The sequence below is a fragment of the Limnochordia bacterium genome (assembly GCA_023230925.1).
Lineage (GTDB): Bacteria > Bacillota > Limnochordia > DUMW01 > DUMW01 > JALNWK01.
In genome coordinates this window covers 1-20,851 of the sequence record JALNWK010000008.1, presented here as the reverse complement: position 1 = coordinate 20,851, position 20,851 = coordinate 1, and the positions used below count along the sequence as shown (strand labels likewise).

The following is a 20,851-nucleotide window of genomic DNA, read 5'->3' as shown; positions in this document are numbered from 1 at the left end:
GAACCTCAAGCAAATGGGCAGGATAAAGTGGGAGGTAGAAAGTGTTGAAGCGCTTCATATTTTCCATAATCCTGCTCATTTTGCTTTTTGGAGCTTTGTTTCTTGGGGGAGTCTTGCCCATAGAGGAAATCCCTCCTAATCCAATTAACAGGCCACCCTATTACGTAATCGTTGATGAGGTCGATGCAAAGTACCTTATGTATACAGAGGTAACGGTGCGGGTTGGTGATGAACTGATTACCGGGGACAATAGACTATATCGAGTGGTGGAGGTTAAAGGGAATCGAGCAAAGGCACGATTTATTCGGGAGGAGATACTAGAAGACGTGTGATCTTGAGCCTCAGTCCGCTTAACGGCTCCGTCGTTAGTTGACAATTAAGGATATTACAGGTATAATTTAGAAGAAAAAAATTGTAAACTGAGATTATATTGGCAAAAGTTGTTTCTGTAGGTTAACAGTGGATACTTGGGTCAGTTACGCGTACTGTAGCGTTGAGGAAACCGGGATCAGTGAGGCCTGCGCTTTAGGGTATGCGGAGGTAAAAAATGAATGTGGCAGGGGGGTATTTAAAGGGCATATCTAGGCTTCGTTACATGTGGTGGTAGGCATGCAGTAAAGAACCCTCACGTTCAGGTGGGGTTTATGCATAGTAGTAAGGGCGTCGCTCCAGCGTAAGGAGGTGCCCGTTAGTTCTGCCAGCTGGGAACAGATGGACTGGAAAACTAGGTCATGATAGGAGAGGGGATGTCCCATGGAGAAATATCTGCGCCCTCTCATTGATTACTTCCACACTGAAATACTCCCTGCTAATTATGATCAATTAGTTGAAGTATTTGGACGGGTTGTTCCTGAGTGCAACGTGTACTTAGTTGACGATGAAGGTAACCTACTAGGCTTCTGTCAGCAAGATGATATCAGCTTGGTGGAAGAACAATGGGTAGCGGAGGGTACTATTCTAGAACTGCTCGACAAGTATGCTAGTATCCATGTATATAAAGAATTGGTGTCCGGCAAAGATACTCTAGTGAATCCACTGAAGTATGGGGGTACTGCCGTAGGCACGTTGTGTGTAGTGTCTTTGCCTAATAAGATCACGCAAAAGCATGAGTTGATCTCGGAATACATGGGGGGAGTCCTGGGCTTATTGTTGGGCAAGGAATTGGCAGGGGTGGAGCAGAGCAAATTGAGGGCTAGAATCCAGGCCCGAAAGGCTTTACAAGCCCTATCGTATTCAGAAATTATTACATTGCAGAAGATCTTCACCTGTTTAGATGTCAACTATGAAGGTTTCTTTGTTGCTGGCGAGGTTGCTGCTGAATTGGGAATTACCAGATCGGTCATTGTCAATGCTCTGAAGAAGCTCCGTTCGGCCAACATCCTCGAATCAAGATCCCTTGGGATGAAGGGTACTTTTGTGCGGGTGCTCAACCAGGAGATTATTGAGATGGTTAATAGTCATGATTATCGGAGTTTGCAGTCTTTGCAGAAAAACTAGTTCAAAAGGGAGTATACCCAAGCGTGCCTAACAGGGCCTTAAGCGGGCAAAGCCCGCTTGCCTAAGAGGCCTGCTGGCTTTTGTCCCTTTGGAGGATATTCCCTAATCTTGTCTTCAGCTCCTGAAGGCTCATCACTTGCTGAATACAGTATCGTTGATAAATCTCGTTAAGCTCCTCCATCAATTCTGTATCTAAACCGTGCTCTAGTTGCTCCCGTAACTGGGCCGTTTCTTCCTTGACTTTGTCATAGTCCTGCAGACTTGTAGCAAGGTCACTGAGTACCTGAGACCAATTGGTGCTGCCATGGTGACCTTCCAGTTTGCTTAGTCGTGCCTCAACGTCGCTAAGCTGGTCTTTAAGATCCTGCAAAAGATTCAGGATCTCCATGGCTGGTTCCGATTGCTCCGGTGTTTGCTCCTTTTTCACACACTTAGTGTAGTAGCAGTTTGTAATGCCAGCTAAGGTACGATTGGGCAGAAATTCATGGGCCTTACGGAATCCATCGGCTTTGGGTAGACCCTGTTGTACCGCTTCTCGGACACAGTCTTGAATAATGCTTAGTTCCTTGGTGGACCAAGTCTGATTCGCCTCTCCAAAGGACATTATGTAGGCTCCCCCTTCTTCGTTTGAAAGTAGGATATTTGGAAGTTCATTTAGATTATGTGCCGATTTACCAGCTTTTATGCCGAGAAAAAAGTAAAGAAGGATGACAGGGCGTGCAAAAGCCCTGTCGTCGGAGTCTTAGAGAATCCCCACGGACTTTAGAAGGAGAAAGATACCGATCCATCCATAGTTTTGGGTCCAACTCCACAGACTCCCCAAAAGCCCGTCGTCATTGCCCGTCTGTCCGTTTTGGGGAAGTCCCTGGTCGAGTACTAGTACTTGACCAACGGATAGCGTATCAGGGTTGGTAATATTGTTCAGACGCATAAGCTCTGAAACAGAGACCCCGGTACGCAAAGAGATTGAGTAGAGCGTGTCACCGGCCTTAACCTGATAGGTGCGGACCGCGGCGGCCGCTAAAGTAGAACATAGGGTTAATACAATTACAAGCATCATTGCAGCAAAGGTGAATTTGCGCATTGCCTAGACCTCCTTTAATTACTACAGTTATCTGTTAATTCGCCGTTAACAGAGAAAAGTCCTGTGGTAAGTGTGGGGACCTCAAGCAGCAACTAGTCAAATTGGGCAACGATAACACCTAGCCTGTGGTATCCACTCTTCCACTATTGGGAATTATAGTACTAAAGGAAGGAGGATGCAACGGTGGCAGGTCAAAAATCCATTCTTAGTTACTTCAGTTCAAAGAACAACGCGGCGGCGGCCTTACAGCGATTACAGGAGGAGGGCATCCTGGATGTGCGCTTGGATCGAGTTAGTCTCTATGAACAAGATCCCATGCGCTACCGAGGTGGTTTATTCAGTGGTGGCATTAATTCTTTAGAAGGAGTAGGTAGTGCTGACGTTCTAGACGGGACTCAGACAACAGAGAGTGGCTTAAGTAGTTCATATCTGCTTGGACCTACCTATCTGTTGACCGTGGTGATAGACGATGCCCAGTTTGACCAGATTAAAACAGTCATAGAGAACTATGGGGGAACGGTATAAGGACGTTATCCTTACTATTGAAAGGCTAGATGGTGTGCGGACGTATGTTGCTGAGAGGCTAAGTAATTGGCAATGGGATACCCTGGAATTGGTCGCCAGTCCAAGGCGCGTTGCTTACAAAGCAGCGTGGAGGTGTCTTTTGGTTCATAGTGGGTCCGAACGTCGGTTATCTCCGCTCTGAATAGCCTAGGTTAAGGGTATGCAATTTTCATGGAAACAAGGGGTGTGGGCAACGTTTTCCCGCCCTCCGTTCAAGCTGCTTAGCTATTGTGAATCATATGGTTTGAACTTCTATTAGAAGGTAGTCTAGTAATCGGATGATAGACACAGCAGTCTGGGTACCAGAAGGCTCCATAACCTCCAGGAAAAGGTGTGATGGTACTTAATTGGGTTGTTCCATGGCGGAAATAGCATACTTAGATCATATCCAGTTATCTTCTCTGCTCTCTCCAATGTGAGAGTCGGCGTGTTAGCATGTATATACGACGACTTGATTGTTGTATGGGGAAGACTTATCCTGTTGGCAGGGATCTGGTTGTGAGTTTGACCAGGGAGCACAGACGCAGTATAATTAGCGTGTAGAGAACTCAGTTGGAGACGTGATTTTGTGGCTAGACCGCCAAAAGTTCGTAGAGTAGAATTTGTTCCCCATGCTACCTATTTCAAACCTGCGGGTATTCCTGCCAAGGAACTAGAAGAGATTGTCTTGACCGTTGAAGAAGTAGAGGCTATGCGACTGAAGGATGTGGAAAAACTAGATCAGGAATCCTGTGCGGCAAGCATGCATATATCCCGCGCCACCTTTCAAAGGATTCTAACCAGTGCCCGAGAAAAAACAGCCAATGCTATCATTGATGGAAAAGCGTTGCGGGTGTCCGGAGGAACCTATCGTTACTCTCCTCCTAGTGGTGGCAGAGGCCACCGGCATCAGTTTGGCAGAAGGGGCCAAGCTGGACCTGGGGGTGGGAGCAGTATTGAACGGAACAAACGCTAGGGAGGATTAGGATGCCTGCAGTTAATCTACTAATTAAGCCGGCCTCTAGTAGCTGCAATCTGCGCTGTGATTACTGTTTCTACCATTCGCTTGCAGCCATGCGCTCAACACCCAACTACGGGACCATGTCGATAGAGACTCTGGAGAATTTGGTAAAAAGGGCTTTTGAGTTTGCTGACGGGTACTGCGGCTTTGCGTTTCAAGGGGGAGAGCCAACCCTAGCCGGTCTACCGTTTTATGAGAGACTGATTGAGCTACAAGAGAAATACAGACCCCGGGGTGTGCAAGTAAAGAACTTTCTGCAGACCAATGGGATTGTTCTAGATAAAGAGTGGGCCAAGTTTTTGAAAGACCATGATTTCCTGGTTGGTTTATCATTAGATGGCCCGAAGAGGATCCATGATTTGCATCGTAAGGATATCCATGGTCGGGGTACCTTTGGACAAGTTATGAACGCTGCCCAGGTGCTGGAGAGTTACCAAGTAGAGTTTAATATTCTCAGTGTGGTAAACTCCACCGTAGCCCGGCATCCCCAAAGGATCTATAATTTCATGAAAAAACAAGGCTTTAACTACTTGCAGTTTATTCCCTGTTTGGATGCCTTAGATGGGGAACAGACGTCTTTTTCCTTGAGTGCCGAGGACTATGGTAGATTCTTGTGTGTGTTGTTTAACTTATATGTAAAGGACCTAGAAAGCACCCGGCCTGTTAGTATTAGGTATTTTGATAACCTGATTCAAATGGCCTTAGGCTATCCTCCCGAAGCATGCGACCAGCAGGGGCACTGTAGCATTCAGTTTGTGATCGAGGCCGACGGTGGGGTTTATCCTTGCGATTTCTATGTCAGCGATGCCTGGTATATGGGAAACATCAATGAAGCTTCCTTGGTGGAGCTTAGCAGGTCACCTGCGGCAAAGGAATTCGTTCGCTCCTCCTTGGACCTTATACATGATGATTGTAGGAAATGCCGTTGGTACTATCTGTGCCATGGCGGTTGTCGCCGCCGCAAGGAACCTGTCCACTCAGGACAGAAGAACTTGGACGTATTTTGCCCGGGATTTCAAATGTTTTTCCAATACGCAGAACCCACCATTCAAGAGGTTGCACGGCGATTGAGTTGGCGATTGCAGGGAAGATAAAATGGGGGTAGTATAAGTTGAAATTCATGACTGTTACCCTAGGTTGTCAAGCGAATTTTCATGACTCTGAGAAGATTGCAGGTTACTTAATCCAATGTGGTCATACTCTTACGCAAGAACTTGATGAGGCTGACCTTGTGATCTATAACACTTGTTGTGTCCGGGAGAATCCGGAACGTAAGCTCTACGGGCAAGTAGGTGGACTAAAAGCTTGGAAAAGGGAAAAACCCGGTCGCTTGATCGGTGTTTGTGGCTGTATGGTTCAGCAAAGTGCAGAGCTACCGGTGATTATCAAACGGTTATCCCATGTGGATCTCATTTTCGGTACCCATAACATCCACCGTTTGCCAGAACTGTTAAAACGCTGTCTTGCCGGGGAGAGAGTCATTGAGGTTTGGGATAAAAGTGATGGAGTATACATTCATCCTACTTTCCGAGAGGATAAACTTAAGGCTTGGGTGGATGTGATCCACGGTTGTAACAATTTCTGCACCTATTGCATAGTTCCCTACACCCGAGGTAGGGAACGGAGCCGACCGGTGGAGCATATCATAGATGAAGTCAAGCAACTGGCCGATGCGGGGATTAAAGAGATCACATTGCTTGGGCAAAATGTCAACTCCTATGGGAAAAACCTTGTGGGCCAGCCTTCCTTTGCGGATCTGCTAGGGGCATTAGATGACATCCCCGGGATTTGCCGGATTCGGTTCATGACCAGTCACCCTAAGGACTGCTCACCCCAATTGATTAAAGCTTTAGGGCAACTGGAGAAGGTCTGTGAGCACTTGCACTTGCCACTACAAGCAGGAAGTGATCGGATTCTGAAGGCGATGAACCGCAGGTATACCAGGGCATACTATTTGGAACTGGTGGAAAGAATAAGAAGCGAGGTCCCCCAGATTAGTCTGACCACGGACCTGATGGTGGGTTTTCCCGGAGAAGACGAGGAGGATTTTGCGGATACCCTATCCGCCGTAGAACAGATCAGATTTGATAGTGCCTTTACCTTTATCTATTCACCCCGAAAAAACACCAAAGCCGCTGCGATGAAAGGGCAGGTACCCGATGAAGTCAAGTCAGATCGGATTAGTCGGTTGATCGAAGTGCAGAATCAGATTAGCTTTGAGAAGAACCAAAAGCTAATTGGTACACGACAAACAGTCTTGGTCGAAGGAACGAGCAAGGACGATGCTAAAAAGCTTTCGGGCAGAACCCGGACTAACAAGCTTGTGCTATTTCCCGGTGACCAAAACCTGTGGGGAAAGGAAGTTGTGATCAAAGTCGTAGGTGCAGGGACTTGGCACCTAGAGGGTGCCTTAGAGGAGGCCGATTGATGAACCAGGAGACTGGTGCGAAACGAAGGCTTTTAGAGACAAAAAACCGTGATCTGTGGCAGTCGGAACTGGTCAGCGCTGAGGGGCGTGTGTTGGGACGGATTGTCCGTCAGATCATAGAAGTTGACATGTATACCATCCGTTATTTCATCGTTTACTGCCAGGAAAGTGGCAAGCATCTGATCGTCCCTAGTGACGCCGTACGTGACATAGAGGATAACCGGGTCTATACCTATGTGACCCAGGAAAGCCTCACCAAGCTGCCAGACCTATCTCGCCCGGTGGAAAATGTTGAAGAAGAGATCTACCGGGTTATTGGTCGTAAGCCCTACTGGGAAGAAGAGGCCCTTCCTGAAGACTTCCCCTACTGAGTGGATCACTTGGCAGGATTTTCATCTATCTCTAACGAAAATTATATTTTCAAGGAACAAGGCCATCCGGGCATGGACATGAGACGGTACGGCTTTAAAGACTGACTGGCAACATTGCTGGATAGTATCTTCATGAGTTGGCCGTCTAGGTGATCTTTGAGCCTTGAATCCTGTGCTAAGGAAGGGTCTTTTGAAGGGAGGAACGCCAGCTTGACTGGGCTTGGGATCCTCTGGCGAAATGTGAATGAGTACACCAATGATGCGTCAATACAATAGGATTAAACAACAACACCCTAACGCCTTAGTGTTTTTCCGGTTGGGTGATTTTTATGAGATGTTTGGTGATGATGCCGTTTTGGCGTCAAAGGAATTGGAGATCACCCTCACCTCTAGGGAAAGCGGCAAGGGCAATCGCATCCCGATGTGTGGTGTTCCCTACCACGCTGTGGATCGTTATCTAGCTCAATTGATGGAGAAAGGGTACAAGGTGGCCATCTGTGATCAGGTGGAGGACCCGAAGGAAGCCAAGGGTTTGGTGGAGCGGGAAGTAACTAGGGTGGTCACACCGGGTACGATTTATGAGCAAGAACTGTTAGATGAGCACCAGAACAATTACTTGATCGCCGTATGTGGCAGCAGCTTAGGTTTCGGACTTGCCTATGTAGATGTCTCCACAGGGGAGTACGCGGCCTGCTCTATCCAGGAATCGATGGGGATTGGGACGCTAATAGATGAACTCTATCGACTTAACCCCGCCGAAGGATTGGTAGATAGCAAGGAGACCTTGGACCGATTGGTGGACCTTTTGCCGCCGAACTGGCGGGGACGTTTTAGTGTGGATGAAGCCAGGCTATTTAGTGGTAGCCGGGGTGAACAGGCTTTGCTAGATCACTTTGAAGTACAAAACCTCGCTGGATTTGGATGTGGCAATGAACCCCTACTAGTTACGGCAGCAGGTGCCTTGTTACTATATGTACAGGATAACCATCGACAGAGCCTTGGTCATATTACCTCACTGCGGGTGTATAATACAGCGGAACATATGTTGTTGGATCGGGCTACCAGACGTAACCTGGAGCTGACCCAGACCATGCGGGAGGGGAAAAAGGAAGGCTCCCTGCTATGGGCTATTGATCGAACTTCAACCAGCATGGGGGCAAGAACCCTCGCCAAGTGGATTAATCAGCCATTGATTGATCAAGATGACATTAATCGACGCCAGGAACTAGTGGAGCAGTTAGTTCAGGATATGGGCCTGCGGGAGAGGGTCCGCTCCCTACTTCGAAGGGTCTATGACCTAGAGCGGTTAGCGGCAAAAGTCAATTGTGGTTCTGCCAACGGACGGGATCTGTTAAGTCTTTGCGAATCCCTAAAACAACTGCCTAGCCTCATCGCGAATCTAATGGAAGCAGGGGGCCTATTGGCTGACCTTGGAGGGACCATTGATCCTCTAGAGGACGTGCACGGACTCCTGGAAACCAGCATTGGGGACAATCCCCCGGTTAGTATTACAGAAGGCGACTTGATCAAGACGGGGTACAATGCTGAAGTTGACGAATTGAGAGTCCTAGCCGCGGCAGGGGATGACTGGGTGGCCGCTTTTGAGCAACAGGAACGAGAGCGGACTGGGATTAAATCTCTTAAGGTGGGGCACAACCGGGTATTTGGTTATTATATTGAGGTGACCAAGGCGAATTTGCATCTGGTTCCCGAGGACTACACTCGCAAGCAGACCCTTGTTAATAGTGAGCGTTTTATTACCCCTGAGCTGAAGAGCAAGGAAACTCAGATTTTCAGTGCAAAGGAACGCCTCATGGAGCTTGAGTATACTCTCTTTGTGGAGATCCGCAGCATGGTTGCGGAGCAAGTAAGCCGGATCCAACATACAGCCGCGGTTATCGCCCAGCTCGATGTGTTGACTGGATTTGCCCAGGTGGCGGTGGAACACGACTACTGCCGTCCGGTGGTGGATGATAGTGACCGGATTACACTAAAAGAGTGCCGACATCCGGTGGTGGAAAGACTTCTAAAGAACCAGACCTTCGTACCCAATGACGTAGATCTCAATGGTAAACAACAGTATGTTATTCTGACTGGCCCGAATATGGCAGGAAAGAGTACATACCTGCGGCAGGTGGCCCTTGCGGTTTTGCTGGCACAGATTGGCAGTTTCGTCCCCGCAAATGAAGCCCACATCGGCGTTGTAGATCGCATTTTTACCCGGGTGGGGGCCTCAGACGATCTAGGGACAGGGCAATCGACATTCATGGTGGAAATGACCGAGGTAGCCAACATCCTTAACAATGCAACAGAGCAAAGCCTGATCATTCTTGATGAAGTTGGCCGGGGAACATCTACCTATGATGGTTTAAGCATTGCCTGGGCCGTTAGTGAGTACATTCATTCCCGGATTGGGGCTAAGACACTTTTTGCTACCCACTATCATGAGTTAACGGAGCTAACAGACAAACTAGAGCGGGCGGCGAATTTCCGAGTAGCCGTGGCCAAGGAAGGAAAAAGGGTGGTGTTCCTGCACTCCATAGTACCCGGAAGTGCGGACAAAAGCTATGGGATCGAGGTGGCCCGTCTAGCGGGGTTGCCGGAGGAAGTGCTAACAAGGGCGGGGAAGCTGCTGAAGAACCTGGAGAGGAAGGCCCCGGGCAGTAAGGAAGTAGCGGCAGCTAGTGAACCAGTGGCGCAGCTTAGCCTGTTTTACCAACGGGATCCATTGGTGGAGGAACTAAGCGGTTTGGATTTAAACCAGATGCGGCCCATTGATGCGTTAAACACATTGTTCCGGCTACAGGAGATGGCAAGGCGTACCCTTGGAGGAAAACAATGAGTCAACGAATTGAGCAACTAAGTACTGATGTTTCCAATAAGATTGCCGCGGGCGAAGTGGTGGAAAGACCGGCTTCTGTGGTCAAGGAGTTGGTGGAAAATGCCATTGATGCGGGGGCAGGGCGGATAGAGATTACTTGTCGGCAAGGCGGGAAGGAACTGATTCAGATCAAGGATGATGGGCACGGAATACGGAGCGCCGATGCCCCTTTAGCCTGGCAGCGCCATGCCACAAGCAAGATTACTGGTGCAGAGGATCTGTTTTGTATTAAGACCTTGGGCTTTCGGGGGGAGGCGCTACCTAGCATTGCTGCGGTCTCTGATATCCAGATGTTGACCCGGCATGTGGATGAGGAAATCGGTACCTTCCTGGAACTCAGGGCGGGAGAGCTCACTGCCCACCGGGATCAGGCTTACCCTGTGGGTACCACCATTATGGTGAACAACCTATTCTATAACACCCCGGCCCGGTACAAATTCCTTAAGACTACTGCCACAGAAAGACGTCATATTATAGATCTGGTGTCCAACTTAGCCCTAAGTAACGGGGAGATCGCCTTTAAGCTAGTGATGGATGATGAACAGGTGCTGCTAGCCCAGGGCACTGGCAAGCTGGAAGACGCTGTACTTGCGGTGTATGGTGCCGAAGTGGCGGAGAACATGCTGTGGGTGGAACAGGGCCTAGGTCCTTACCGGTTGACAGGCTTGGTGGGGAGACCTGAGATTGCCCGGGGAAACCGCAATTACGAAACAGTCTTTGTCAATCACCGATGGGTTAAGGATCGGCTGATCTTAGCCGCTGTCGAGAAGGCCTATCGTGAGTTTCTGCCGACCAAACGCTTTCCGGTGGTGGTTCTCAACTTGAGTGTACCGGCGGATCTAGTGGATGTGAATGTACACCCCGCCAAGGCGGAAGTCCGGTTTAAGGATGAATCCATGATTTTCCGGTTGGTTATTACGGCGCTGGAAGGGGTTTTCAAGCGAAACCAGCTAATTCAACCCTTCGAGATCGAACGGACACCGATATATCATCAAGCAAGACCGGTGCAGCAGACCCAAGCAGCGATGGACTATGGAACTGCTACTCGCTATACTCCCCGGCAAGAGCGCATGGCGGATACGCCGTCCTGGGAAGGCATTCCTAGGATTCAAGATGAGTCTGTAGTAGAGGATATACACATTATTGGTCAACTCTGGGATACATATATTCTTATGGCTGATGAGGAGAGCTTCTGGTTAATTGACCAGCATGCTGCTGCGGAGCGAATCAACTTCGATAAACTAAAGACCCAGTGGGCGGCGTCGGTGGACTCAGGGCTAGCAAGGCAGGCTTTAGTGGTCCCAATCCCCCTTGAACTGCCCTTAGCACAGGGTGAATTAATCAATGAGCATCGTGGAAAACTGGAAAGGCTTGGATTTAAGGTGGAGCCCTTCGGACAGTCATCCTTTTTACTACAGGAGATTCCTGTGGCATTGGAAATGCTTAGAACATCTCCGGGGGAGATTGAAGCCACCGTGGAGGAGATTCTCAGGCAAATCGAGGAGGAGGACGATTGGGAGAACCAGGCCCTAAGCAGTATTGCTTGTAAAGCTGCCATTAAAGCCAATCATAGGCTTCAGCCGACGGAGATGCAAGGTCTAGTGCAAAACTTCAAAAAAACAGCAAACCCCTATACTTGTCCCCATGGGAGACCAGCCATTCTTGAGCTGTCCCGTAAGGAGGTCGAAAAGAGCTTTGCCCGGCGTTAAGTTACTAGTTATTGTGGGTCCTACGGCAGTGGGGAAATCCAAAACGGGATTGATGCTGGCCAAAAGGCTTGGTGGTGAAATAGTCTCCGCTGACTCGATGCAGGTCTACAAACTGATGGATATCGGTACAGCAAAGCCCACAAAAGAAGAACAATCGGATGTTGCACATCACCTAATCGACGTGGTTTATCCCTGGGAACAGTTTAGCGCCGCGGCTTATCAGGAACTGGCCGATGTGGTCATCCAAGACATATCCCGTCGAGGTAGGATCCCTATTATCCTCGGGGGAACAGGCCTATACATTACCGCCCTTGTTGATGGATTCTTGTTCCCTGACAAGAGTCATACAAAAACCCGTCGTCGTCTGGAGAAAGTAGCCGAAAACAGTCCGGACCTACTTTACCAGCGTCTTACCCAAGTTGATCCCGTGGCTGCAAGGAAGATTCACCCGAACAACATTAGAAGGGTGATTCGGGCCTTAGAGGTCTACTATGATACGAAAAAACCTATCTCGCTCCATCAGGAAAAAGCAAAGGCGCAAAATCCCCGTTACCGGGCTTGCTTCTTCGGATTGACCATGCCAAGACCACGTCTTTATGAAAGAATCAACCAGCGGGTAGACCAGATGATCGATGCAGGCTTACTAGAAGAGGCAAAAAGCCTCATGGATTACGGCCCTAGCGTGACCAGTATGCAGGCCCTAGGATACAAGGAACTGTGGCGCTACTTATTCGGTGAGTGTTCCTTTGATGAGGCAGTCAGGCTGCTTAAACGGGATACCCGCAGGTATGCCAAACGTCAGTACACCTGGTTTAAGCGGGATCCCCGCATCCAGTGGATCGACCTCGATGAGGTCGGTGGTACCGAGAACGCGGTGGCCCTAATTGTGGACTCATTTCTGCGCTTCCAAGGGGACTAGTGATTGTTGTCCTTGTGGTACCTTTGGTAACCCTCTCCTTCCTTGGTGAGCAATCGCCGAGATTAAAATACCCACAAATGGTTAGATTATTACTGACCGTTACCGGGAAAGGAGGGGTACCATGGACGAACGGATTCGGTGTAGTGTCGACAATTGTCATTACTGGACCCAAGGCAATATCTGCCGGGCATCCCAGATTATTGTGACCTCCGATGCTATTGTAGATAGTGGTGTTGACATCTACGAGTCCCCAGCATCATCAATTACAGTGTCAACCCCAGCGGATACTAGCATAGAAACCTGCTGTCAAACATTTATTGCCAAAGGGGCGCCCCATGCCCGCCAAGATCGGGTGACACACAAAGGGTGGAACTGAAATTGTTCGGCGGTCATCGACTTTGACGACTGCATGACAGAGCAATCCTGCTGACCGCACAACCTTAGTTTTGAGTGTCCGTGGGAATCGAGTAGCAATCAATTTCACCTACTCGATTCCTTTTAACTAGCAGGGCTTGTATACGTGTTTTTCGATGCATTCCGCAATCCAAGTACCTTCGTTGCAGGAACGAGCTAGGTCATCAAGTAGCTCTCCTAAGAGTAATATGATCTCAGGGTGGGCGTGATCCTTTCTAGTCTCAATAATATGACAAAAATGCAGAAGGTTGGTCTTAATGATAAACGGTGTGTCAACGCTTAAAGGAAAATGTCCTCGGACTACATCGGGCTTACTGTCCAGCTTCTGAATAAACTTTAACGTAGTCAGATCCCTTTGGAGTTCATCTTCGGTATAGTGTTTTGCATACCAGGGAGCCACCTGAAAGGTCTTACAGTAGCGGGTACTCTTGGCAATGAAGGTGGAGAAGGTGCCGTGGGTGCGAAGATCATCGTAAGAGCCCCGTCCCAGCCCGGTAATGAGCCATGACCAGGTTACGAACTTAAGCAATTGACTGTGGCCTTTTTCAAATCCCCATTTTTCTAAAGCGGCTAAACGTTTGTCGTCAATAATGACCTGCCCAGAGTCGTCAAATATGTTGTCTTCATTCCCCTTAGATATGTACAAAGCGGCAATGGCGGTATCCAGAAGTGGTCGTTCAATTAACTTGATCTCGAACAATGCGTTCCCTCCAAGTAGTTAGAATTACAGATTGCTATTCGTGATCTTTAGACCAAAGTCCTGCACTGAATAATCTGTCAGGGCTGGCAGTTGCTTTATTAGTCTGGTATGGAACGGCTAGTATTTCAAAGAGAAGGGGAGCTTGCAGGAGCAAGCACGAGACAACGCAAATGGTTCTTGACTTCTGGGTAAAAACTGCTAGAATATATCTGTCCTGCTGTTCTGAAGCAGATTTGCAATTTCATACTTAAGGGGGCTGGGAAATGACGAATGCTCTGGGGCGTCACATTTTATGTGAAGCTTACGGTTGCAGGTTTGAAACTTTAGACAGTTTAAAGATGGTGGAGAAGGTCTTAGTAGAGGCCGCTATCCAAGCCGGTGCTGATGTAAGAGAGGTTGCCTTCCATCAGTTTAGTCCACAGGGAGTGAGTGGTGTTGTTGTGATTTCCGAATCACATGTAGCCATTCATACCTGGCCGGAGTATGGATACGCGGCCTTAGATGTTTTTACCTGTGGCGATAATGTGGACCCGTGGGATATTTGCCGTATTATCCTGGAACAGTTTGGTACATCGAACTATACCGCACAGGAAGTTAGACGAGGTATTTTTGATAAAGAATTGCAGAGAAAGATCTCGTAACGAAAGAGAAAATGCTGACTACGCCAAGGACATACACTTTGGTGGCCCGACTGCCGAAGGAACAACACCGCCAGATGCCTTTTGTTGACTGCGGGAGTCGGCATTTGGTTCGCGTCAGCAGCATACTACCTTCAGCGCCCGATACCGGGCTCTCTTTTACCTAGTGCCTAGGAAAGTACTAGCTCATCACTCCTGATGGGCCGGACGTGTACAAAGGAAGAAACCAAGCACTGGGTTTCCGAAATGGTGTGTTGGGAGGGTTTCCTGATTCGGGAACTCGAACTTGCAGAAATCAGAGTAAACGCAAGAATACAAAGTACAAAGGGTGGGATGTGCTTTCGTAGCTGTTCCCCAATGATATTAAGGAGTGAAGTGATTGACACAGCTTTGGTTTACTGAGAAGCAGACTGCCGACCTTAAATTGTCCCTGAGGGTGAAAGAGACAATTTACAGGGAGAAAAGTCCCTTCCAGCAGATTGACGTGGTGGATACCTATCAGTTTGGACGGGTGTTGTTATTAGATGGTATTGTACAAACTACAACGGTTGATGAGTTCGTGTATCATGAGATGATTTCCCATGTGGCTTTGAACAGCCATGCCAACCCACAGAGCGTTGCCGTAGTTGGCGGTGGGGACGGAGGAACCGTACGGGAGGTACTCAAACACGAATCGGTGCAGCAGGTCAGGCTAATCGAGATTGACGGGGCAGTGGTGGAAGCGAGTAAGCGGTTCTTGCCTGAGATTAGCTGTGGCCTAGACGATCCTCGGGCAAAGGTCCGTATTGAGGACGGGATTAAGCATATGGCCCAGGCTAAGGAAGAGTACGATGTGGTGATTGTGGACTCGACTGATCCCGTTGGGGCCGCTGTGGGTTTGTTTTCTCAAGAGTTCTATAGGTCAGTGCATAATGCGTTGAAGAGCGATGGCATCTTGGTGACGCTGGCCGAATCGCCATGGACCGAACCCGAAGCGATCAGGCGGGTGCAAGGTGCTTTACGCGGGGTATTTCCCATTGTGAAGTTGTATCTATGCAATGTTCCCACATATCCCAATGGACTATGGAGCTTCTCCATCGCTTCAAAGGTGTATGACCCCACAAGACCGATCCGACAAGAGTTGCCCTTCGCCACCCGCTACTATACCCCGGCGATACACGAAGCGGCCTTCACGTTGCCGCCCTTTGTCCAAGAGATTATCGCCGGTATCGGAAAGTGAATAAGCGCTTCTAGGCCCGTTGTTATTAGCAAAATCCATCTTACCAGGTACTGCACGCTATCGGATAAGCCTGGTACGAGGTTCGAACAAGGACAACTTTCCAGCACCGGGGGTGGTCTCTTTTTGTCCGGATTACCGCGATTCTTACCGCCAAGTGAATAAGGGAACTACTAATGATAACCAGGACAAGGGCTTAGAAGATTAGCCCTTGTTCCCTTGCCCAAGCTATGATCCCTTGGAACAGGCCCTGGGCGATTTTCTCTTGAAAGCTATGGGTTTGCAGAAGGGTCAATTCCTGGGTATTTGTCATAAAGCCGGTTTCCACAAGCACTGCTGGCCGGGACTGATGGGTGACGGTAAATCCCCGTTGGATCACTCGGCCTAGCGCGTTGGGACTGCGACCGGTGGTCTGCTCCTGGTGTATTTGGAGTAGATAGGCAAGCCTTGTGGTCCTTTGGGGTGCTCCCCAGTAAACGTAAGAATTACTGCCCCGGGCCGATGGATTAGTGGGGCTGGCATCGGCATGGATACTGATAAACAGGTCTGCTTTGTTCCAGTCGGCCATCGCCGCCCGTTCAGAAAGAGTTCTTTCTATATTGTTTGTTGAGGTTCTAGTCATGACCACGTGGTGACCTGCAGAACGCAGCTGGGAAGCAAGGATTTCGCTAATCGCCAGATTAATATCGCTTTCTCGCACCATACGAGGTCCGTCCCAAGCCACTGCTCCGGGATCTGTTCCTCCATGGCCAGGATCTAGTACAATGGTTAGGGAAGGAGATGATGGATCCGGTTTCGATGGAGTGGTTGGGGTAAGTTGTATAGGATCAAGATAAGTATTTTGCTCCAAGCTAATCTCCACAGTCTTTTCTTGGTAACCGTCGACAATGAATCGTAACCTGTAGATGCCCGGAGTCAGTCCTGTAACACGAAAGTACCCTTCGCTGATGGACTGCTCGGTTAGCCATTGACCCTGGCCGTCTTGGATTACTAGATATCCGTTTAGAGCGGTGCCCGCTACCCCATCTTGGATGCGGCCAATAACTGATACTGCACCGGGGTTTTGCACAAACTGACAACCGGTTAGAACTAGGGCACCGATACACAAGCATAGGAGTCTTCTTCTCAAGGATGGAACCCTCCTCAATACCAACATTTCACTGTTGAATCAAATACTTCGTAATTATTTCGATTTTACCTATAATGAATCCTTCAGAAATTTGTGGTAAGTTATGCCGGGGGAACGGTAACACCCAGGGCGTCTTGTGCGTATACTGATCAGAAGTAGGGGATCTAGCTTATACCTAGGAGAGAGTCCGATGAAAGAACGCATTACCCAGCCTTCGGATCCAAGACAGATCTTTGATTTGGTTGAAGCAGGTATTCTCACACCAACCACTGCTTTATCCCGCCTGTCCCAGTGGGAGCGGGCCATTGTAGTGCCACAGATAAAGGAAGAACCTAAACAAGAGACCTTAACAGAGATCATGGATGAACTAGACCAGCTAATTGGCTTGAGTCAAGTAAAGGTGCTAGTTAGGGAGATCAAGGCCTTTATTGAGATCCAACAAAGACGCGAGCTAGAGGGTTTGGTCTGTAAGAGCCTAGTTTTGCATATGATTTTTAGGGGAAACCCAGGGACCGGAAAGACTACCGTAGCCAGGATACTGGGGAAGATGTTTCGGGAGATGAATGTATTATCTAAAGGGCACCTAGTGGAAGTAGAACGGGCTGATTTAGTCGGGGAGTACATTGGACACACTGCCCAACGGACCAGAGAGCAGGTCAAAAAAGCCATGGGTGGGATCTTGTTTATAGATGAAGCCTACTCTCTAGCACGGGGGGGAGATAAGGATTTCGGTAAAGAAGCCATAGATACGTTGGTTAAAGCCATGGAGGACCACAAATCCGAGTTGATCTTGATCCTAGCGGGCTACCGTGATGAAATGGACCGGTTTATGCGCACCAATCCGGGACTGCGTTCCCGATTTCCGCTGCATATTCAGTTTCCGGACTATACACCTGCGGAACTAATGGAGATTGCCCAACTTATGCTAAAGGAGCGGGAGTATATACTGAGCGATTCCGCCAAAACTCGGCTTTGGACCTTTGCGGAGGAAATCAATAAGCAGCAGACCAGCGGCAATGCCCGGGCGGTTCGCAATCTGATTGAAGGAGCCATCAGACGCCAGGCGGTTCGCTTGGTTAAACAAGAAAGCATCACCCGAGAGGATCTAATGCTGATTACGGTAGAGGATCTTGGCGAGGCGGTGACTCAATGAGTCAATGCATTATCCTAGGAAAAGCGAACGTAGGTAAAACCCTCTTTGCGATCAATTTCGCTGATTACCTTGGTATTAATGACCTAGAGATCGTATCAACCTATCCCGAAGGTCGTGCCCACGTACAAATATACCGTAAAGACGAAGCAATCGATTCACTGACTAGTATTAGTCCCCATCAGACCCGTTGCCTTCAAGCCTTTACTATCCGTCTACGTAAGGGGAAAAGCGAAAAACAGCTGATTTTGCTAGATAGTACAGGGTTGATTGAGGGCATTCATGCTAATCCTCAGGTTAGAGCTGCTATGGCCCAAACCCTTGCGGCAATTCGTGATGCCCAGGTAGTCTTGCATATGATCGATGCATCCTCAGTTGGCATTGATGGAAGCGACGGGGCCATTGGCGAAGTGGATCGACAACTGTGCCAATATGCCCGTCTAAAAAGAGGATATGTGATTTTGGCCAACAAAATGGACTTGCATGGTGCCGCCCTTGGGCTAGAACGCATCAAAGCCACCTTTCAAGGGCAGACAATCATTCCCATATCTGCATTGAAAAAACAAGGATTTGCCGAGGTGAGACGGTTTGTGGCCATACATGCATAGTATTGGAGGTCAGTTCTTTAGAGTAGGGGCTGCGGTCGTGGCCACTGGAGTTAGTGTGAAGATGATGGACGACTATTTGGACAAAGACCTTGATCTGCACGGAAACATATACCATGTACTAAAAGAAGGGCTCTTGCCTTACGCCCTAGTTGCCTTAGCTCTAGGTAGTCTGGGAGCACCCTCCATCGCGGTATCCTTGTTTCTTAGCGCGTACTGTTTGGGAATGGCATTTTCGCCATTGGATCGCCTACCAACGGATCTAGTGGGGTACCAGGAATTCCTAGTGTTAATGCTTGTTCAGTTTCTGCTATTACCCTGGGTTCGGGTACTCAATTCCCTTGCCGTGATTGCCTGTGTACAGATCCTAGATGATCTCATAGACCAGGATATTGACCAGGGGGATAATCTGGTTCAACGATTAGGATTCGGCGAGGCCATGATTATTGGTGGGTTTTGCTTAATTCTTGGGGTGTATACAGACTGGATGGTTACGGTCTGGGCAATGCTTCTTATGGTAGTGATCAACCTCTGGCAACCCGGGGACTTTCCTCCAGAAAGGCTGAGCTAGATGGCCACTACATATCTGATTATACTGCTCTTTTTTGCTATACTGATCAGCTACATCCTTGGGCGGAGAGTCGGGTTCAAGGAAGGTTTCATACATGGAGTTTGCTATGGCCCATTGGAGCTACGCAAACAGGCCTTGGAAAAAGGTTATTGTCCTATCTGTGGTTACGGAAGAGAGTCCTTAGAGTACGATGCAGAACCAAGTTGTGAGTGCGAGCATACTGCAGAGGACTGCTAGCCAGGTTATCACGTTGAGAGCAACTTCGAATGGAGTAACGGGGACTGCGATATCAGGTGTTTAGTCGACACAATTTCTGTTAAATAGGGAGCTGAGCAAGGTGAACGTAGTTATTCGTTTCAATCAGTGCGGTATAATGGAAAGGAATAAATTACTGCACAGAAGGCGACTCTGCATTCATGAAGTTGACTATTTTCATGCCAACTATGGTGCTTAAGCTTGGGACCGCGTTGCACTATCGATTGTATATCATCAAGGAAAGGATTGGCATAGTGAATCATAAGTGTGTGGAAAGCCCAAACCTAATATATGTTTTCGCTGATCAATTGCGATTTTCGTCATGTGGATTTGCAGGGAATGCACGTGCTCGTACACCGAACATTGATTGTCTTGCCAGGGAGAGTATCAACTTCTGTAATGCGGTGTCAGGAAGTCCTGTTTGCGCACCGTATCGAGCTTCCGTATTTACCGGAAAGTACTCCAGCAGCACGGGGATGGTCATCAATGAGCTTCGCCTAAATCCGAACCACAAGTGCTTCGGCCACGTCTTGCGCGATGGTGGATACAATACCGCTTATATCGGAAAGTGGCATCTGTGGGCAAACGAATTGGGGAACCATCGGGATCCAAAGAATGCATTTGCTCCTCCAGGCCTGTATCGTTTCGGATTTGATGGCTATTGGGCGGCCTACAACTTTTGGCATGAGTACTATACGGCAAGATACTACCACGATACACCCGCACCCATTTCTGTTGAAGGATATGAGCCCGATGTGCAAACCAATCTAGCCATCGAACAACTTAGACGACATAGAGATTCGGACAAGCCATTCGCTCTTTTCTTGTCCTACGGAACACCGCATGATCCTTGGAATAAGGAAAACGTTCCTCCGCAATACTACGATATGTTTCGGGATGTAGAGTTCGGTTTTCCCCCTAACTATAAACCTGAGAACGATCCTTACGCCGACCCTTGGGCTAGACTCAATCCGGCTGAACGCGCTCAGTTGGATGAGTGGCAACGCGTTTACTATGCCATGACAGCTAACCTCGATTGGAATGTCGGTAGGTTGCTTCAAGCCGTGAACGACTTAGGGTTACGTGATCATACGATTTGTGTCTTCACTTCGGACCATGGTGAAATGTTTGGTGCCCATGGTCGACGAGCAAAGAACATTTTCTACGAAGAAGCAATTCGTGTACCGTTTCTTTTGCGTTATCCGGGACATCACGTACCAGGTCAAGTGAGTGATGTATGTCTCAACACGCCGGATGTCATGCCGACGCTTCTACCTCTTATGGGTCTAAGTGTCCCTGATACAGTTGAGGGCATGGATCTGAGCCATTATATTTTGGGAGAAGCTGGTCCTGAACCTGAAGCAGCCTATATGCAAGGCATGGGTTGTACTGCAGCGTGGGAAGATGGTTACGAATGGCGAGCTCTGCGCGACAAACGCTATACCTATGCTATCATGTACGTTGATGGAGCAGAATTTCTCTTTGATAACAAAAACGATCCTTATCAGATGGTAAACTTAGTGGATGATAAAGACAAAGACCATCAGTCCATCTTACAGGGGTTTCGAGACTTACTAAAGCAAAGGATGTTTGAGCTCAGCACTTCCGCAACTAAGATGGCAAAACCAGGTTAAGGAATAGTGGTTATGCACGTTAGGCACATTATCATATGTATTGGGAACTATCGAAAAAGTTATCAGGCAATTCGCGCGCATTGATC

At 48.5% G+C, this 20,851-nt stretch carries 21 protein-coding genes; 17 read left to right on the top strand and 4 right to left on the bottom strand.

Features of this window, described 5'->3' with window-relative positions; genetic code table 11:
• The first annotated feature begins 44 nt into the window (after window positions 1-44).
• Window positions 45-332, top strand: a complete 288-nt coding sequence (locus tag M0Q40_02745) for a stage II sporulation protein P (GenBank protein ID MCK9221534.1) — start codon at window positions 45-47, stop codon at window positions 330-332.
• A gap of 421 nt (window positions 333-753) precedes the next feature.
• A complete protein-coding gene (locus M0Q40_02740) occupies window positions 754-1,497 on the top strand; it encodes a hypothetical protein (protein MCK9221533.1) in 744 nt (247 codons plus the stop codon).
• Between the two features lie 61 nt (window positions 1,498-1,558).
• Here M0Q40_02740 and M0Q40_02735 read toward each other — a convergent pair whose 3' ends face one another.
• Together M0Q40_02735 and M0Q40_02730 are read right to left on the bottom strand one after the other, a co-directional pair.
• Window positions 1,559-2,101 (bottom strand): hypothetical protein, encoded by a 543-nt coding sequence (locus tag M0Q40_02735; GenBank protein MCK9221532.1) that lies wholly within the window; start codon window positions 2,099-2,101, stop codon window positions 1,559-1,561.
• A gap of 138 nt (window positions 2,102-2,239) precedes the next feature.
• A complete protein-coding gene (locus M0Q40_02730) occupies window positions 2,240-2,581 on the bottom strand; it encodes a LysM peptidoglycan-binding domain-containing protein (GenBank protein ID MCK9221531.1) in 342 nt (113 codons plus the stop codon).
• A gap of 183 nt (window positions 2,582-2,764) precedes the next feature.
• Between M0Q40_02730 and M0Q40_02725 the strand changes: the two genes are divergently transcribed.
• From M0Q40_02725 to M0Q40_02685, 9 genes are all read left to right on the top strand, one after another.
• Window positions 2,765-3,106 carry a hypothetical protein gene (locus M0Q40_02725; protein MCK9221530.1) on the top strand — a complete coding sequence of 114 codons (342 nt, stop codon included), beginning with the start codon at window positions 2,765-2,767 and terminating at the stop codon, window positions 3,104-3,106.
• A 607-nt stretch (window positions 3,107-3,713) separates the two neighbouring features.
• Window positions 3,714-4,100, top strand: coding sequence for a DUF134 domain-containing protein (locus M0Q40_02720; GenBank protein MCK9221529.1), 387 nt, complete (start codon window positions 3,714-3,716; stop codon window positions 4,098-4,100).
• Window positions 4,101-4,111: 11 nt separating this feature from the next.
• Window positions 4,112-5,239 (top strand): anaerobic sulfatase maturase, encoded by a 1,128-nt coding sequence (locus M0Q40_02715; protein MCK9221528.1) that lies wholly within the window; start codon window positions 4,112-4,114, stop codon window positions 5,237-5,239.
• Window positions 5,240-5,265: 26 nt separating this feature from the next.
• On the top strand, window positions 5,266-6,573 hold the full coding sequence (gene miaB, locus M0Q40_02710; GenBank protein MCK9221527.1) for a tRNA (N6-isopentenyl adenosine(37)-C2)-methylthiotransferase MiaB: 1,308 nt from the start codon (window positions 5,266-5,268) through the stop codon (window positions 6,571-6,573).
• The gene (locus M0Q40_02705) at window positions 6,573-6,944 is read left to right on the top strand and encodes a hypothetical protein (GenBank protein ID MCK9221526.1); all 372 of its coding nucleotides are present in this window, start codon (window positions 6,573-6,575) and stop codon (window positions 6,942-6,944) included. The genes miaB and M0Q40_02705 overlap by 1 nt, the downstream gene beginning before the upstream one ends.
• A gap of 244 nt (window positions 6,945-7,188) precedes the next feature.
• Entirely contained in the window at window positions 7,189-9,786 is a 2,598-nt protein-coding gene (mutS, locus tag M0Q40_02700) for a DNA mismatch repair protein MutS (protein MCK9221525.1), read from the top strand.
• Window positions 9,783-11,534 (top strand): DNA mismatch repair endonuclease MutL, encoded by a 1,752-nt coding sequence (gene mutL / locus M0Q40_02695; protein MCK9221524.1) that lies wholly within the window; start codon window positions 9,783-9,785, stop codon window positions 11,532-11,534. Before mutS ends, mutL begins: the two co-directional genes overlap by 4 nt.
• The gene (gene miaA / locus M0Q40_02690) at window positions 11,521-12,453 is read left to right on the top strand and encodes a tRNA (adenosine(37)-N6)-dimethylallyltransferase MiaA (GenBank protein ID MCK9221523.1); all 933 of its coding nucleotides are present in this window, start codon (window positions 11,521-11,523) and stop codon (window positions 12,451-12,453) included. Before mutL ends, miaA begins: the two co-directional genes overlap by 14 nt.
• 121 nt (window positions 12,454-12,574) lie before the next feature.
• Window positions 12,575-12,829 carry a DUF1540 domain-containing protein gene (locus M0Q40_02685; GenBank protein ID MCK9221522.1) on the top strand — a complete coding sequence of 85 codons (255 nt, stop codon included), beginning with the start codon at window positions 12,575-12,577 and terminating at the stop codon, window positions 12,827-12,829.
• A gap of 126 nt (window positions 12,830-12,955) precedes the next feature.
• Here the strand turns inward: M0Q40_02685 and M0Q40_02680 are convergent, their stop codons facing one another.
• Window positions 12,956-13,567: an FAD-dependent thymidylate synthase gene (locus M0Q40_02680; protein ID MCK9221521.1), complete on the bottom strand. Its 612-nt coding sequence runs from the start codon at window positions 13,565-13,567 to the stop codon at window positions 12,956-12,958.
• A gap of 263 nt (window positions 13,568-13,830) precedes the next feature.
• Here M0Q40_02680 and speD point away from each other — a divergent pair, with 263 nt between their 5' ends.
• Both speD and speE read left to right on the top strand, forming a co-directional pair.
• A complete protein-coding gene (gene speD, locus M0Q40_02675) occupies window positions 13,831-14,208 on the top strand; it encodes an adenosylmethionine decarboxylase (protein MCK9221520.1) in 378 nt (125 codons plus the stop codon).
• Window positions 14,209-14,584: 376 nt separating this feature from the next.
• The gene (speE, locus tag M0Q40_02670; protein MCK9221519.1) at window positions 14,585-15,424 is read left to right on the top strand and encodes a polyamine aminopropyltransferase; all 840 of its coding nucleotides are present in this window, start codon (window positions 14,585-14,587) and stop codon (window positions 15,422-15,424) included.
• Between the two features lie 193 nt (window positions 15,425-15,617).
• On the opposite strand, the gene M0Q40_02665 is transcribed toward speE, so the two are convergent.
• Window positions 15,618-16,550: an N-acetylmuramoyl-L-alanine amidase gene (locus M0Q40_02665; protein ID MCK9221518.1), complete on the bottom strand. Its 933-nt coding sequence runs from the start codon at window positions 16,548-16,550 to the stop codon at window positions 15,618-15,620.
• A 190-nt stretch (window positions 16,551-16,740) separates the two neighbouring features.
• Here M0Q40_02665 and M0Q40_02660 point away from each other — a divergent pair, with 190 nt between their 5' ends.
• From M0Q40_02660 to M0Q40_02645, 4 genes are all read left to right on the top strand, one after another.
• Entirely contained in the window at window positions 16,741-17,703 is a 963-nt protein-coding gene (locus M0Q40_02660) for an AAA family ATPase (GenBank protein ID MCK9221517.1), read from the top strand.
• Entirely contained in the window at window positions 17,700-18,308 is a 609-nt protein-coding gene (locus M0Q40_02655) for a 50S ribosome-binding GTPase (protein ID MCK9221516.1), read from the top strand. Before M0Q40_02660 ends, M0Q40_02655 begins: the two co-directional genes overlap by 4 nt.
• Window positions 18,301-18,876 (top strand): hypothetical protein, encoded by a 576-nt coding sequence (locus M0Q40_02650; GenBank protein MCK9221515.1) that lies wholly within the window; start codon window positions 18,301-18,303, stop codon window positions 18,874-18,876. The genes M0Q40_02655 and M0Q40_02650 overlap by 8 nt, the downstream gene beginning before the upstream one ends.
• A gap of 416 nt (window positions 18,877-19,292) precedes the next feature.
• Window positions 19,293-20,765 carry a sulfatase gene (locus M0Q40_02645; GenBank protein MCK9221514.1) on the top strand — a complete coding sequence of 491 codons (1,473 nt, stop codon included), beginning with the start codon at window positions 19,293-19,295 and terminating at the stop codon, window positions 20,763-20,765.
• The last annotated feature ends 86 nt before the right edge of the window (window positions 20,766-20,851 follow it).

Coding starts and splice junctions, on each gene's coding strand:
- M0Q40_02645 (MCK9221514.1), top strand. CDS start 19,293: ATGAAGTTGACTATTTTCATGCCAACTATGGTGCTTAAGCTTGGGACC.
- M0Q40_02735 (MCK9221532.1), bottom strand. CDS start 2,101: ATGTCCTTTGGAGAGGCGAATCAGACTTGGTCCACCAAGGAACTAAGC.
- M0Q40_02650 (MCK9221515.1), top strand. CDS start 18,301: ATGCATAGTATTGGAGGTCAGTTCTTTAGAGTAGGGGCTGCGGTCGTG.
- M0Q40_02685 (MCK9221522.1), top strand. CDS start 12,575: ATGGACGAACGGATTCGGTGTAGTGTCGACAATTGTCATTACTGGACC.
- M0Q40_02715 (MCK9221528.1), top strand. CDS start 4,112: ATGCCTGCAGTTAATCTACTAATTAAGCCGGCCTCTAGTAGCTGCAAT.
- mutL (MCK9221524.1), top strand. CDS start 9,783: ATGAGTCAACGAATTGAGCAACTAAGTACTGATGTTTCCAATAAGATT.
- miaB (MCK9221527.1), top strand. CDS start 5,266: ATGACTGTTACCCTAGGTTGTCAAGCGAATTTTCATGACTCTGAGAAG.
- M0Q40_02655 (MCK9221516.1), top strand. CDS start 17,700: ATGAGTCAATGCATTATCCTAGGAAAAGCGAACGTAGGTAAAACCCTC.
- M0Q40_02705 (MCK9221526.1), top strand. CDS start 6,573: ATGAACCAGGAGACTGGTGCGAAACGAAGGCTTTTAGAGACAAAAAAC.
- M0Q40_02740 (MCK9221533.1), top strand. CDS start 754: ATGGAGAAATATCTGCGCCCTCTCATTGATTACTTCCACACTGAAATA.
- M0Q40_02730 (MCK9221531.1), bottom strand. CDS start 2,581: ATGCGCAAATTCACCTTTGCTGCAATGATGCTTGTAATTGTATTAACC.
- speD (MCK9221520.1), top strand. CDS start 13,831: ATGACGAATGCTCTGGGGCGTCACATTTTATGTGAAGCTTACGGTTGC.
- mutS (MCK9221525.1), top strand. CDS start 7,189: ATGAGTACACCAATGATGCGTCAATACAATAGGATTAAACAACAACAC.
- M0Q40_02660 (MCK9221517.1), top strand. CDS start 16,741: ATGAAAGAACGCATTACCCAGCCTTCGGATCCAAGACAGATCTTTGAT.